The sequence below is a fragment of the Pseudomonas sp. KBS0707 genome (assembly GCF_005937945.2).
Taxonomy (GTDB): Bacteria; Pseudomonadota; Gammaproteobacteria; order Pseudomonadales; family Pseudomonadaceae; genus Aquipseudomonas; species Aquipseudomonas amygdali.
Genome location: NZ_CP041754.1, coordinates 5,499,247 through 5,512,143, shown reverse-complemented (window position 1 = coordinate 5,512,143; position 12,897 = coordinate 5,499,247). Strand labels below are relative to the sequence as shown.

Below are 12,897 nucleotides of genomic sequence, written 5' to 3'. Positions count from 1 at the left end.
AAAAAACCGGCTTTGCCTGATGGCTATAGGCCGGTTTTCAGCGTTTTACTTCGCCACAAGGATCGAGTGGCCCGTCATCTCTTGCGGTTTCTCCATGCCCAACAGATGCAGCATGGTCGGTGCCACGTCAGCCAGAACACCACCTTCGCGGACTTTCAGCGGGCGCTTGCCGACGTACACGAAAGGCACCGGCTCGGAAGTGTGCGCGGTATGCGCCTGGCCTGTGGAGTCATCGGTCATCTGCTCGACGTTGCCGTGGTCAGCGGTAATCAGTGCTTCACCGCCGACTTTTTCCAATGCCGCGGTAATGCGACCGACGCATACGTCCAGGCATTCCACGGCCTTGATTGCCGCTTCCATGATGCCGCTGTGGCCGACCATGTCGCCGTTGGCGTAGTTGACGATAATCACGTCATAACGCTGATGCTCGATGGCATCGACAATTTTGTCGGTCACTTCCGGCGCGCTCATTTCCGGCTGCAGGTCGTAGGTGGCAACTTTTGGCGATGGAATCAGAATGCGCTCTTCGCCCGGAAACGGCTCTTCACGACCGCCAGAGAAGAAGAACGTGACGTGCGCGTATTTTTCGGTTTCGGCGATACGCAGTTGAGTCTTGCCGTTGTCTGCCAGGTATTCACCCAGCACGTTTTTCAGGCTGCCAGCCGCAAATGCCGAGGGCGCGGGGATGCTTGCCGCGTACTGGGTCAGCATCACGTAATTGACCTTGGGCTGACGGGCGCGCTCGAAATCCTTGAAGTCGTCTTCGACGAACACACGGGTCAGCTCACGGGCGCGGTCGGCGCGGAAGTTCATGAACACCACAGCATCGCCGTCCTCGACGCGAGCGGGTTCACCGATACGTGTGGCTTTGACGAATTCGTCGTTCTCGTCACGTGCGTAGGCAGCTTCAAGCCCGGCAACACCGCTGTCTGCGTGAAATTCGGCGGTGCTGTCGACGATCAGGTTGTAGGCGGTGGAGACCCGGTCCCAGCGGTTGTCACGGTCCATGGCGAAGTAGCGGCCGATGATCGTGGCGGTGCGGCCCTTGCCCAGGCGGGCGAAGGTTGCGTCCATCAGCTCAAGGGATTTCTTCGCGCTGCGCGGTGGCGTGTCGCGACCGTCGAGGAAGGCGTGCAGATAGATTTTTTCTGCACCGCGCTTGACTGCCAGTTCGGCCATGGCGACCAGATGGTCCTGGTGGCTGTGCACGCCGCCATCGGACAGCAGGCCCATGATGTGGACCGCCTTGCCCGCACCGACAGCTTTATCCACAGCGGCACAGATGGTCGGGTTCTCGAAGAACTCGCCGTCGCGAATCGCTTTGGTCACTCGAGTGAAGTCCTGATACACCACGCGACCGGCACCCAGGTTCATGTGTCCGACTTCGGAGTTGCCCATCTGACCGTCCGGCAGACCGACGTCCATGCCCGACCCTGAAATCAGGCCGTTGGGCATGGTTTCGTAAAGACGATCCATGACCGGCATCTTCGCGGCCAGGATGGCATTGCCTTCATGGCTTTCGCTGTGTCCGAAGCCATCCAGGATGATAAGAACCAGAGGTTTTGGCGTGGCAGTCATAGAACCCACTCGATGCTGGTTGAATAAAGAGAGTAACAAAGTACAAGGGAGCGGCATTTTAGGGACAAGTTCAAACGGCGTCACTGCCGTACGGACTTTGGCCCACCTTGGCTGCTGTGTATACTGGCCGACATTTTAATGCCCTGGAACCTACTGATGGTTGCTCACCTGCTTGAATTCGCCACTAACCACTATTTGATCACCGGTGCCTTCGTCATTCTGCTGGGACTGCTGATCGCTTACGAACTGAGCAAGGGCGGTGCCAGCCTGAGCACTCGCGAGCTGACCGCGCTGGTCAACAGCGACCAGGGCGTGGTCATCGACGTGCGCTCGAAAAAGGATTTCACTGCCGGCCACATCGTGGGATCCCTGAATTTCCCGCAGGACAAGGTGCTGACGCGTACCGCTGAACTGCAGAAATACAAGGACAAGACGTTGATCATAGTCGATGCAATGGGGCAGCATGCTGGCACCACCGCCCGCGAGTTGCTCAAATCCGGCTTCAAGGCGGCCAAGCTGTCCGGCGGTATTTCCAGCTGGCGCGGCGACAACCTTCCCCTGGTGAAGTGAACATGGCTCAAGTCATCGTCTATTCCAGCGATTATTGCCCGTATTGCATACGTGCCAAACAGCTGTTGCAGAGCAAGAGCGTGGCCTTCGAGGAAATCTGTGTCGACGGCAAGCCGCAACTGCGTGCCGAAATGACCAAGAAGGCCGGTCGCACTTCCGTACCGCAGATCTGGATCGGCTCGACCCACGTGGGCGGCTGCGATGACCTGTTTGCTCTGGAGCGTGCCGGCAAGCTTGATGCGCTGCTGGCCTGATTCCCCTTAAACTTTCAGCCCTATCTGACAAGGATCCGAGATGACCGACCAACCGAACAACGGTGCTGTTGCCAACGAAGAAAACGGCCCACAATTTTCCCTGCAGCGTATCTACGTTCGCGACCTGTCGTTCGAAGCGCCAAAAAGCCCGGCAATCTTCCGCCAGGAGTGGACACCGACCGTCAGCCTGGACCTCAACACCCGTCAGAAGCAGCTGGAAGGCGATTTCTATGAAGTCGTGCTGACCCTGTCCGTGACCGTCAACAATGGCGACGAAGTTGCTTTCATCGTTGAAGTGCAACAGGCCGGTATCTTCCTGATCAAGGGTCTGGACGACGGCGCGATGAGCCACACTCTGGGCGCGTTCTGCCCGAACATCCTGTTCCCGTATGCACGCGAAGCCATCGACAACCTGGTCGTACGCGGCTCGTTCCCTGCGCTGATGCTGGCCCCGGTGAACTTCGACGCCCTGTACGCCCAAGAGCTGCAACGCATGCAGGAAGCTGGCGAAACGCCGACTGTGCAATAAGCATTACGGCTGTTAAAGCGATAAAAAAAGCGCCTTTCGGGGCGCTTTTTTGTGTCTGGCGGCGCGCTATCAGGCAAACCCGTGCTGGCGCCATGCTTCATAGACGGCCACCGCCACTGTGTTGGACAGGTTCAGACTACGGCAGCCTTCGCGCATGGGCAGTCGCAGGCGGTGCTCGCTGCTCAGCGAGTCGAGGATGTCGGCGGGCAGGCCGCGGCTCTCCGGGCCGAACAGAAATGCATCACCAGGTTCAAAGCTGGCATCGTGAAAAGGGCGCGAGCCCTTGGTGGTGAAAGCGAACAACCGTGGGTTGCCGATCTTCTCCAGACAGCTTGCCAGGTCAGGATGCGTCTGCAGCGTGGCATACTCGTGATAGTCGAGCCCGGCACGGCGCAAGCGCTTGTCGTCCAGCTCGAAACCCAAGGGTTCGATCAAATGCAGGGTGCAGCCGCTGTTGGCGCATAGCCTGATGACATTGCCGGTATTCGGCGGAATTTCTGGTTGAAAAAGGATGACGTGAAACATGCACGGCTCCGAACGAAAGGACGGGATGCATTCTACCCCTGAAGAGGACCCGAGACCGAAGCTATGGCCGCGAGTTCTGGGTTCGATGGCGATTGTCGGCTTTACCGTGGGCACCATTATCGGTCGTCTGCAGCAACCTGACCCCGTTGAACTGGAGCAGATCGAGGAGCTGCCTGCCGGGCTGGCGCTCTGGTTCAATGAGGAGCCTAAGTACCAAGGGTCGACGGTGGATGGCGCTGTGGTGCTCAACGTCGATGCTTCAGGGCGGCCGTGGACGGGCCAACTGAGGTTCGACAACAGGGTTGCACGCTGGAAGGTGGAGCGAGGTGAGAAGGGGTTGGTGCTGACGCTCCTGGCAGCCCGTCCACTTCATGGCGACTGGCGCACTGAGAAGGTGGACGGGCGCTGGAGACTGGAGGTCAGTCTCCGGGAGGAATAAAAGAGGGGAATCCCCGGCCTGCCTGTACCAAGGTCCCCAAAACTGGTGATGTAATACCTATTGCAGAGTGCGTGCCAGTTTTGAGAATTAATCCGAAAGAACAGGCTGACTTAGCCATATCCGGTTAAGCACTTCTTGAGTCCGAAGCCGTTTAATATCATCAACGTATTGAATTTATTAAGTATTTTCATATTCGAAAACCTTGGATTGGTTGATGAGTCAGCCGCTGTGAATGCTCGGCGCTGGCATCTGGTCGCCCTGAATGTCGCGCCAGGCCCCGCAATGCGGTATCAGCGCATGCACTCAATTTGCGCACCGCAACGACCCACACACCCATACTGATGCATTAATGCTGCTGACCATGCCAGGGCACCAACCTGCGTTGCAGCGCGCGCAGTCCCAGCTCCATGGCAAAAGCGATCACGGCGATCACCAGAATCCCCAGCACCACAACGTCGGTCACCAGAAACTGCGCCGCCGACTGCACCATGAATCCCAGCCCGCTGGTGGCAGCAATAAGCTCTGCGGCCACCAGCGTCGACCAGCCCACGCCCAGGCCGATGCGAATACCGGTAAGAATGTCCGGGAGTGCGCTGGGCAGGACCACGTGCCGAATCAACTGCCAGAGCGTCGCGCCCAGCGATTGTGCCGCCCGCACTTTGATCGGGTCCACGGTGCGAACGCCGGTAGCCGTGGCAATGGCAATCGGCGCGAAGATCGCCAGATAAATCAGCAGTACCTTGGAGAATTCGCCGATACCGAACCAGATAACGATCAGCGGCAGGTAGGCCAGCGGTGGTATCGGTCGGTAAAACTCGATCAGCGGGTCAAATATCCCCTGAGCGATGCGGTTATGGCCGATGGCGATTCCTATCGGGATGGCCGTCAAAATTGCCGCGGCCAGCGCCAGCCCGATGCGTTGCAGGCTGGCGCCCAGATGCTGCCAGAGTGTGGCGTCCATGTAGCCCTTGGTTGCCAGCAGCCAGCCTTTGCTCAGCACATCCGCTGGCGGTGGCAGAAACAGCGGCTCGATCCAGCCCCCGGCAGTTACCGCCCACCAAAGAGTCAGCAGTGCCACGAGGGTCAGGATGCTGATCGCTCGGGTGCTCAGATAAACCTTCGGCGTGGGGGCAGCCGGTTGTTTGGCGAACGGTTTGCTGATGCCGGTCAGTTCGCGGCTATCTATAAGCTCATGGCTGCCAACAGGCTCAAGTCTACTCATACACACTGCTCCCGGGTGCGCTGGGAAAACACGCTGGCCAGCACATGCTCGCGGGTTTCGATAAAGCGCGGATCGGACTTTATCGCGCGGGCCGATTCGCCAGCGGCGTAGCGACGGCCGAAGTCCAGGTGCAGATGCTCGGCGATACGACCAGGGTTAGGGGCGAGCAGAACCAGGTCGGTGGCGAGGAAAACTGCTTCTTCTATGTCGTGGGTTATCAGAAACACCGGCTTGGCGGTACGTTGCCAGACTTGCAGCAATAGCTCCTGCATCTGCTCACGGGTGAAGGCATCCAGTGCACCGAATGGCTCGTCCATCAACAGGATGCGCGGATCGGCTGCCAGCGCTCTGGCCAGGCCGACGCGTTGCCGTTGTCCACCGGACAGCTGCCATATTCGCCGCTGGTCAAAACCGGCCAGATCCACCAGTGCCAACATCTCCCGCGCTCTGGTTTCACGTTCCAAGCGGCCGACACCCGCCAGTTCCAGGCCAAACGCAACATTGGCCAACACGTTCTGCCAGGGCAGCAAGGCATCGTCCTGAAACACCACGCCACGCTCTGCGCTCGGCCCCTCTACGGGAATGCCGTCGAGAGTAATGCGGCCGCTGCCGGGTTTGATGAAGCCGGCGATGAGGTTCAGTAACGAGGTTTTACCGCTGCCGGAAGGGCCAAGCGCAACCAGCAGTTGCTGTGGGCCCAGGCTCAGGTTGATGTCTGCCAGCACGGGTGCCGCTGCACCGGGGTACTGAGCGCCAATACGCTCCAACTGCAACAGCGCCATACGTTTCTCCTTGTGCTGAGAGCGCTTAGCGTGGGATGAACCGGGCGCTGACGTACGGTGAGTAGTCAGGCAGTACTGCGTCGACCTTGCCCTGCTCTTTAAGGAATGCTGCGGTTTTGGTCACCGCCTCGATGGTCGGTGTACCCAGCAGCGCGGTCTGCTCGGCAGCCAGCGGGTAGACATTGCCTTGCAACAGGCCAGGTACGTCAGATGCCTTGGCGCCAGACAGTCGGGTCAGCTTGTCTACGTTGGCCGGGTTGGCGATCCATGCAGCCGGGTCCTGGCGATACCGGGCGTAGGCATCGAGCGTTACCTTGGCGAATGCGCTGACAACTTCCGGGTGTTTGTTGGCGAAGTCCTTGCGCACGATCCAGGCATCGAAGGTCGGCGCTCCGACCTTCGCCAGTTCGCCGGAGGTGATCAGCACCTTGCCGGTTTCCTTGGCGACGCCCAGTGCCGGGTCCCAGACGTAAGTGGCATCAATGTCGCCGCGCTTCCAGGCCGCAGCAATGGCGGGCGGCGCGAGGTTCAGGATCGTGACCCTGGCCGGATCGATGTTCCAGTGTTTGAGCGCTGCAAGCAGGCTGTAATGGCCGGTGGAGACAAAGGGCACGGCCACTTTCTTGCCGATCAGGTCCTGCGGTGAGTTGATCCCCGAGCCATTACGGGCAACCAGCGCCTCGGCCGCGCCGATCTGCGTAGCTATCAGAAAGGTCTCCACCGGGAGTTTGCGTGTAGCGGCGGCTGTGAACGGGCTTGAACCGAGATAACCGATCTGTACGTCGCCGGATGCGATTGCGGTGATGACGTCCGCACCATTATCGAACTTGCGCCAGGAGATTTTTGAGTCGGTGGCTTTTTCGTAGGCGTTATCGGCCTGGGCAACCTTGGCCGGGTCGACGGTGGTCTGGTAGGCGACGGTAAAGTCTGCTGCCTGTGCAATGAATGTTGCGCCAGTCAACGACAGCGCAGTCAACAAGCGCAGGGAAAAATGCAGTTTCATGATGAAGCTCCGAATCAGACGGGCCGAGGACTGGCTGGATAAGGAGACTAAGTGATCTAAGAATCTTAAAATAAATAACTTTTGGGAATTAGCTTATGAAGCGGCTTTAGAGCCATCTGCAGAACCCATTTGCACATCGAAGGGCTGTTGCGCATCTGCCAATCGGCTCGGGGTTCACGCGCCCGACACCAAAATTGCTTTTTTGTTCACCTGGACTACAGTTGAGCGCATGTTTCAGACGGCAAAAAACGCTGAAAAAGGGTGTTTGGAGCGGTTTTTAGAAAATATTTCATGACCGTGGAGCGTCGGGAGTCAAGGTGATGACAATTGTCACAATTCATCACTAATCTCTCTGAAGTGCCCGTTTTACAAGGCTTTTACTGGCAAGCAAATTACGCTTCGCCGTTGGGAACTATGACCGGTTGGTCGCGATTTGGCCGGTCACTGATACAAAACCAAAAGATCTGACGAATGGTACCGAAATAAATTTTGGGAATTACCCGATTAGGTCGATACACTCCGTGACGTCCTGGCTGACACGAGTTGTGACATATGCCTGATTGTTCTTAGAACCTGCAAAACGGTTTCTTTTGAGCATGATGAATTTTCACTAACGTACGGCCACCGACATGCGCGGTCTAGTCAAAAGTCGGGGTGTACAGAATCCATTGATCTCCAGATCGGGACTGTCACCTTTCGCAATATCTCTGGGTCAGGGCAATGCCCGGCACCGGAGACATAAAAAATTAGATTCACGAGGAGCGTAGTTAATGAAGAAGTCCACCCTGGCCTTGGCCGTAACCGTCGCGGCATTGGCTCAGCAGGCCGGTGCAGCTGGTTTCCTTGAAGACAGCAAAGCGTCCGTTAGTTCTCGTACTCTGTATTTTGACAATGACCAGCGTGAGCCGGGCTCAGCCAACAACCGTGAGACGGCCACTGGCCTGAAATTCGATTATCTGTCGGGCTTCACTCAGGGTACTGTAGGTTTTGGTCTGGACCTTCAAGGTCTGGTGGGTGTTCACCTTGACGGCGGCCGCGGCCACCATGCGCTGAACGGCGGCATCACTCCTTCTGACAGTGACGGTTCTTCAGTTGGTGAGTGGACCCGCCTGGGCGCCAACGGCAAGGTTCGCTTCTCGAAAACCGAGCTGAAAGTCGGTAACGCACTGGCTCCTAACCTGCCAATCCTGGTTAGCAACGATGGTCGTCTTCTGCCTCAGGCATTCCAGGGCGGCATCCTGACCTCCAAGGATCTGGACAACGTAACCTTCACTGCTGGTCAGTTGAACAAATCCATCGGCCGTGCTTCGAGCAACTGGACTGACCTGTCCGTTGCCGGTGCCTCAGAAACCAGCGATCATTTCCGTTTCGCTGGTGCTGACTGGAAAGTCACCAAAGACCTGACCCTGCAGTACTACTACGCCAACCTGGAAGACTTCTACAAGCAACACTTCCTGGGTCTGGTTCATGTTTACCAGATCAGCGACAACCAGTCTTTCAAGACTGATCTGCGTTATTTCAACAGCAGCTCTGATGGCAAAAACAGCGACGCGGCGACCGGCTACCGTTTCAATAACAACAGTGGTTATGCCAAGAAAACTGGCGAAGTGGATAACACCACCTGGTCGGCGATGTTCACCTATTCCCTGGGTGGCCATGCATTGATGGTTGGTCGTCAGCAGGTGGGCGATGACGGCGGTATGGTTTACCTGGGTCAGGGCAACGTTACCAAGAACGGCACCAGCACTTCGAGTCTTGAAGGCAACGGGGGTTCGAGCTTCTACCTGTTCATTGACTCGATGATCAATGGCTTCAACCGCGCTGGTGAGAACACCACGTTCGGTCAGTACTCGTATGACTTCGCCAAGCTTGGCGTGCCAGGCCTGAAAGCATCCATTGCTTACCTGTATGGTGACGACATCAAAGGCGCACGCGGTACTACTGCGTTCGGTAACGAGTACTCCGAGTGGGAACGCGACATGCGCGTTGACTACGTAGTCCAGAGCGGTCCGTTGAAAGGCTTGGGTACTTCATTGCGTCGCGGTAATTACCGTGCTGATGGCGGCCTGAACAACGCTGCTGACGCTGATCAAACCCGTCTGATCTTCAACTACACCTACAACTTCATGTAAGTGTACTGAAGCTTGAAGAAACCCCGCTCCGTGCGGGGTTTCTTTTGCCTGTTTTTTGATATTCCTGGCAGGTCTATCAAGCGCATTATTTATTCTTTTTAACTTTTCTCAGCAGGGCGCACAGTAACGTCATACCAAGGCCTACCCGATACAGACAAGGAGCAACACCATGACACTGCGACTTGGCGACATCGCCCCTGACTTCGAGCAGGAATCCAGCGAAGGTCGTATCCGTTTCCATGAATGGCTCGGCGACAGCTGGGGTGTGTTGTTTTCTCATCCCGCAGACTTCACGCCTGTGTGCACCACTGAACTGGGCTTCACCGCCAAATTGAAAGACGAGTTTGCCAAGCGCGGTGTAAAAGCCATTGCGCTGTCGGTAGACCCGGTTGACTCGCACATCAAGTGGATCGACGACATCAACACCACGCAAAACACCCAAGTTAACTTCCCGATTCTGGCCGATGCCGACCGCAAGGTCTCCGATCTGTATGACCTTATTCATCCCAATGCCAGCGACACACTGACTGTGCGTTCGCTGTTTGTGATCGACCCTAAAAAGAAAGTGCGCCTGACGATTACGTATCCGGCGAGTACCGGGCGTAATTTCCACGAGATTCTGCGCGTTATCGACTCGCTGCAATTGACCGACAACTACAAGGTTGCCACGCCTGCCAACTGGGTGGATGGTGATGATGTAGTGATCGTGCCGTCGATCAAGGACGAAGCCGAGATCAAAGAACGCTTTCCCAAAGGTTACAAGGCCGTCACGCCTTATCTGCGCCTGACGCCACAGCCAAACCGCTAATTTTCGATCTACCAAGCGTGGGGTTATTTGGGCCGATTCATCGGCCCTTTTTTATTCCTCCCTCACAGCCGCCGACTGCGTCGCTTGATCAGGCGCGGACGCAGAGCGTCCAGAACGGCATGCGACGCGGAGCGTCGCACGATAGTCGAGATCATCGTTCCTCACGCTCCAGCGTGGGAATGCCTGTCGTGACGCTCCGCGTCATGGATATGCGCCACGCCGCATACTCAAGATCAGACGCAGAGGGTCCAGAACGGCATGCCGCCGTAGTACGCCGCACGATAGTTGAAAAATAGTGCTGCCCTTTATATTCATTTATGGAATAACTAAATGAATAAATAAGATTTATAGATATAAAAAAGTGCTGTTAAGGTCGTCCCTATTCCCGCCTTGTTCGTCTGTGACTGGCTGAGCAGGCACTACCCAACACCCGCTAGAGGAGCGCATATGCGCACTGTCATTTTGCGTCGAGGCCTTGTCGCTCTGTTTGCTGCTGCGGTCGCGCTTGGCGCGGTCACCCAGGCCCAGGCGGAAGATCTGCGCATCGGTTATCAGAAATACGGCACGCTGGTGCTGCTCAAGGCCAAGGGTTCGCTGGAGAAGCGCTTGGCCGAGCAGGGCGTAAAGGTTCAGTGGACAGAATTTCCGGGCGGTCCGCAGTTGCTTGAAGGTCTGAACGTGGGCTCGATTGATTTCGGCGTGACCGGTGAAACGCCGCCGGTTTTCGCTCAGGCAGCAGGCGCGGATCTGCTGTACGTGGCTTACGAGCCGCCAGCGCCGACCAGCGAAGCCATCCTGGTGCCCAAAGACTCGCCTATTACTTCGGTCAAAGACCTGAAAGGCAAGAAAGTCGTCCTCAATAAAGGCTCGAACGTCCACTACCTGCTGGTCAAGGCGCTGGAAGATGCCGGCCTGAAATACACCGATATCCAGACTGTCTTTCTGCCTCCGGCCGATGCGCGTGCCGCTTTCGAGCGCGGCAGCGTAGACGCCTGGGTCATTTGGGACCCGTACCAGGCTGCCGCAGAGAAGCAATTGCAGGCGCGGACCTTGAAAGACGGCACCGGCATTGTCGACAACCACCAGTTCTATCTGGCGACCAAGCCTTACGCGCAAAAGAATCCGAAGGTGATTCAAGCCTTGATCGAAGAAGTTCGTGCAGTGGGCGAATGGTCCAAGGCTCACCCTGACGAAGTGACCAAACAGGTTGCGCCGTTGCTGGGGCTGCCCGCCGACATCACCCTGACCTCGGTAAAACGCCAGGGCTACGGTGCGCTGTTTATTACTCCGCCGGTTGTAGCGGCGCAGCAGAAAATTGCTGACACCTTCTACCAGCTCAAACTGATTCCGAAGCCGCTCAGCATTGCTGATGTGGTCTGGACACCTCCTGCTGCTGTTGCTCAAGCACAGTGATCGTCAGGCCCTTCGAGGAGACAACTCCATGAGCCTCAGTGCTTCGCAACGCATCATTCACCGACTGGCGCCCTGGGCACTTCCAGTCCTGTTGTTGGCCGTCTGGCAGCTGTCGGTCAGCGCCGGATGGCTATCCACACGCATTCTTCCTGCACCCAGCGCAGTCATTGAGGCGGGTATCAATCTGGTTGCGAGTGGCGAAATCTGGACGCATCTGGCGATCAGCGGCTGGCGCGCCGGGATCGGATTCGCCATTGGCGGTGGCATCGGTCTGGCGCTGGGCTTCATTACCGGCCTGAGCAAATGGGGCAAGCGCCTGCTGGACAGCTCAGTGCAGATGATCCGTAACGTGCCGCACCTGGCGCTGATTCCGCTGGTCATTCTGTGGTTCGGCATTGATGAGACCGCCAAGATATTCCTGGTCGCGCTGGGCACCCTGTTCCCGATTTATCTGAACACCTACCACGGCATCCGCAACATCGATCCGGCACTGGTAGAAATGTCCCGCAGCTATGGCCTGTCCGGTTTCAGCCTGTTCCGGCATGTGATCCTCCCAGGTGCCATGCCTTCGATTCTGGTCGGTGTGCGCTTTGCGCTGGGCTTCATGTGGCTGACGCTGATTGTGGCAGAAACCATTTCTGCCAGCTCCGGCATCGGTTATCTGGCGATGAATGCACGGGAATTCCTGCAAACCGACATCGTGGTACTGGCCATTGTGTTGTACGCCGTCCTCGGCAAACTGGCCGATCTGGCGGCGCGAGGCCTTGAACGTGTGTGCCTGCGCTGGCACCCGGCCTATCAAGTGAGCAAAGGCGGTGCCGCATGACCAGTCTGAAACAGCAACCTCCACATTTGCTGCGCGGTATTCCGCTGGCAGTCCGCAACCTGAAAAAAGCGTTCGGCACTCGCGAAGTGCTCAAGGACATCGACCTGCATATTCCGGCCGGTCAGTTCGTCGCCATCGTCGGCCGTAGTGGCTGCGGTAAAAGTACCTTGCTGCGCCTGCTTGCCGGTCTCGACAAGCCAACCGAGGGTCAATTGCTTGCAGGTTCTGCACCACTGGACGACGCTCGCGAAGATACGCGTTTGATGTTCCAGGAGGCGCGGTTGCTGCCCTGGAAGAAGATCATCGACAACGTCGGCCTTGGCCTGAGCGGCGACTGGCGTGCGCAAGCACTCGAAGCGCTCGAGGCCGTCGGCCTTGCCGAACGCGCCAACGAGTGGCCAGCGGCATTGTCCGGTGGCCAGAAGCAGCGTGTTGCTCTGGCGCGTGCGCTGATTCACAAGCCGCGCCTGCTGTTACTCGACGAACCACTGGGCGCGCTGGATGCCCTGACTCGGATTGAAATGCAGCAACTGATCGAAAAGCTCTGGCACCAATACGGCTTTACGGTGCTGCTGGTCACCCATGATGTCAGCGAGGCCGTTGCCATCGCCGACCGGGTGATCCTGATCGAAGAAGGCCAGATCGGCTTAGACCTGTTGGTCGACCTGCCACGTCCGCGTGTTCGTGGTTCGCATCGCCTTGCAGCATTGGAGGCCGAAGTGCTCAACCGTGTGCTGGCCCTGCCGGGTTCACCACCTGACCCGGAACCGTTTTCGCCACTGCCCACGCAATTGCGCTGGGCAAATTAACCCTGAT

The 12,897-nt window shown here is 57.5% G+C and carries 14 protein-coding genes; 9 read left to right on the top strand and 5 right to left on the bottom strand.

Annotation, left to right across the window (positions count from 1 at the left end; translation table 11 throughout):
- Positions 1-45: 45 nt before the first annotated feature.
- A complete protein-coding gene (gene gpmI, locus FFH21_RS26435; RefSeq protein ID WP_002551465.1) occupies positions 46-1,578 on the bottom strand; it encodes a 2,3-bisphosphoglycerate-independent phosphoglycerate mutase in 1,533 nt (510 codons plus the stop codon).
- A 156-nt stretch (positions 1,579-1,734) separates the two neighbouring features.
- Between gpmI and FFH21_RS26430 the strand changes: the two genes are divergently transcribed.
- Genes FFH21_RS26430 through secB form a run of 3 tightly spaced genes read left to right on the top strand, consistent with a single transcriptional unit; the run spans position 1,735 to position 2,931 of the window.
- The gene (locus FFH21_RS26430) at positions 1,735-2,148 is read left to right on the top strand and encodes a rhodanese-like domain-containing protein (protein ID WP_002551466.1); all 414 of its coding nucleotides are present in this window, start codon (positions 1,735-1,737) and stop codon (positions 2,146-2,148) included.
- A 2-nt stretch (positions 2,149-2,150) separates the two neighbouring features.
- Positions 2,151-2,402 carry a glutaredoxin 3 gene (gene grxC, locus FFH21_RS26425; RefSeq protein ID WP_004655067.1) on the top strand — a complete coding sequence of 84 codons (252 nt, stop codon included), beginning with the start codon at positions 2,151-2,153 and terminating at the stop codon, positions 2,400-2,402.
- Positions 2,403-2,442: 40 nt separating this feature from the next.
- Entirely contained in the window at positions 2,443-2,931 is a 489-nt protein-coding gene (gene secB, locus FFH21_RS26420) for a protein-export chaperone SecB (RefSeq protein ID WP_002551468.1), read from the top strand.
- A 69-nt stretch (positions 2,932-3,000) separates the two neighbouring features.
- Here secB and FFH21_RS26415 read toward each other — a convergent pair whose 3' ends face one another.
- Positions 3,001-3,456 (bottom strand): tRNA (cytidine(34)-2'-O)-methyltransferase, encoded by a 456-nt coding sequence (locus FFH21_RS26415; RefSeq protein ID WP_004655065.1) that lies wholly within the window; start codon positions 3,454-3,456, stop codon positions 3,001-3,003.
- Between FFH21_RS26415 and FFH21_RS26410 the strand changes: the two genes are divergently transcribed.
- Positions 3,455-3,895, top strand: coding sequence for a hypothetical protein (locus tag FFH21_RS26410; RefSeq protein ID WP_004655063.1), 441 nt, complete (start codon positions 3,455-3,457; stop codon positions 3,893-3,895). The two genes, FFH21_RS26415 and FFH21_RS26410, sit on opposite strands and share 2 nt — an antisense overlap.
- Before the next feature lie 346 nt (positions 3,896-4,241).
- Here FFH21_RS26410 and tauC read toward each other — a convergent pair whose 3' ends face one another.
- From tauC to tauA, 3 genes are read right to left on the bottom strand one after another with little or no spacing between them, the layout of a single operon-like run.
- Positions 4,242-5,117, bottom strand: a complete 876-nt coding sequence (gene tauC / locus FFH21_RS26405; RefSeq protein ID WP_011169795.1) for a taurine ABC transporter permease TauC — start codon at positions 5,115-5,117, stop codon at positions 4,242-4,244.
- Positions 5,114-5,899, bottom strand: coding sequence for a taurine ABC transporter ATP-binding subunit (gene tauB / locus FFH21_RS26400; protein ID WP_004655059.1), 786 nt, complete (start codon positions 5,897-5,899; stop codon positions 5,114-5,116). Before tauB ends, tauC begins: the two co-directional genes overlap by 4 nt.
- Positions 5,900-5,924: 25 nt before the next feature.
- Positions 5,925-6,902, bottom strand: a complete 978-nt coding sequence (tauA, locus tag FFH21_RS26395; RefSeq protein WP_004655058.1) for a taurine ABC transporter substrate-binding protein — start codon at positions 6,900-6,902, stop codon at positions 5,925-5,927.
- A 770-nt stretch (positions 6,903-7,672) separates the two neighbouring features.
- On the opposite strand from tauA, the gene FFH21_RS26390 reads away from it, so the two are divergent.
- The 5 genes from FFH21_RS26390 to ssuB all read left to right on the top strand — a co-directional run bounded on the left by FFH21_RS26390 (position 7,673) and on the right by ssuB (position 12,890).
- The gene (locus FFH21_RS26390) at positions 7,673-9,034 is read left to right on the top strand and encodes an OprD family porin (protein ID WP_054088568.1); all 1,362 of its coding nucleotides are present in this window, start codon (positions 7,673-7,675) and stop codon (positions 9,032-9,034) included.
- A 169-nt stretch (positions 9,035-9,203) separates the two neighbouring features.
- Entirely contained in the window at positions 9,204-9,842 is a 639-nt protein-coding gene (locus FFH21_RS26385; protein ID WP_004655053.1) for a peroxiredoxin, read from the top strand.
- 447 nt (positions 9,843-10,289) lie between these two features.
- The gene (locus FFH21_RS26375) at positions 10,290-11,255 is read left to right on the top strand and encodes a sulfonate ABC transporter substrate-binding protein (protein ID WP_002555773.1); all 966 of its coding nucleotides are present in this window, start codon (positions 10,290-10,292) and stop codon (positions 11,253-11,255) included.
- A gap of 28 nt (positions 11,256-11,283) precedes the next feature.
- A complete protein-coding gene (ssuC, locus tag FFH21_RS26370) occupies positions 11,284-12,081 on the top strand; it encodes an aliphatic sulfonate ABC transporter permease SsuC (RefSeq protein ID WP_011169794.1) in 798 nt (265 codons plus the stop codon).
- The gene (ssuB, locus tag FFH21_RS26365) at positions 12,078-12,890 is read left to right on the top strand and encodes an aliphatic sulfonates ABC transporter ATP-binding protein (protein WP_004655048.1); all 813 of its coding nucleotides are present in this window, start codon (positions 12,078-12,080) and stop codon (positions 12,888-12,890) included. Before ssuC ends, ssuB begins: the two co-directional genes overlap by 4 nt.
- Positions 12,891-12,897: the final 7 nt, after the last annotated feature.

Excerpts from the sequence above, each read along its gene's own strand:
- FFH21_RS26415 (WP_004655065.1), bottom strand. The coding sequence starts at position 3,456 with ATGTTTCACGTCATCCTTTTTCAACCAGAAATTCCGCCGAATACCGGC.
- FFH21_RS26430 (WP_002551466.1), top strand. The coding sequence starts at position 1,735 with ATGGTTGCTCACCTGCTTGAATTCGCCACTAACCACTATTTGATCACC.
- FFH21_RS26410 (WP_004655063.1), top strand. The coding sequence starts at position 3,455 with ATGCACGGCTCCGAACGAAAGGACGGGATGCATTCTACCCCTGAAGAG.
- tauC (WP_011169795.1), bottom strand. The coding sequence starts at position 5,117 with ATGAGTAGACTTGAGCCTGTTGGCAGCCATGAGCTTATAGATAGCCGC.
- FFH21_RS26375 (WP_002555773.1), top strand. The coding sequence starts at position 10,290 with ATGCGCACTGTCATTTTGCGTCGAGGCCTTGTCGCTCTGTTTGCTGCT.
- ssuB (WP_004655048.1), top strand. The coding sequence starts at position 12,078 with ATGACCAGTCTGAAACAGCAACCTCCACATTTGCTGCGCGGTATTCCG.
- secB (WP_002551468.1), top strand. The coding sequence starts at position 2,443 with ATGACCGACCAACCGAACAACGGTGCTGTTGCCAACGAAGAAAACGGC.
- FFH21_RS26390 (WP_054088568.1), top strand. The coding sequence starts at position 7,673 with ATGAAGAAGTCCACCCTGGCCTTGGCCGTAACCGTCGCGGCATTGGCT.
- tauB (WP_004655059.1), bottom strand. The coding sequence starts at position 5,899 with ATGGCGCTGTTGCAGTTGGAGCGTATTGGCGCTCAGTACCCCGGTGCA.
- grxC (WP_004655067.1), top strand. The coding sequence starts at position 2,151 with ATGGCTCAAGTCATCGTCTATTCCAGCGATTATTGCCCGTATTGCATA.
- ssuC (WP_011169794.1), top strand. The coding sequence starts at position 11,284 with ATGAGCCTCAGTGCTTCGCAACGCATCATTCACCGACTGGCGCCCTGG.
- FFH21_RS26385 (WP_004655053.1), top strand. The coding sequence starts at position 9,204 with ATGACACTGCGACTTGGCGACATCGCCCCTGACTTCGAGCAGGAATCC.
- tauA (WP_004655058.1), bottom strand. The coding sequence starts at position 6,902 with ATGAAACTGCATTTTTCCCTGCGCTTGTTGACTGCGCTGTCGTTGACT.
- gpmI (WP_002551465.1), bottom strand. The coding sequence starts at position 1,578 with ATGACTGCCACGCCAAAACCTCTGGTTCTTATCATCCTGGATGGCTTC.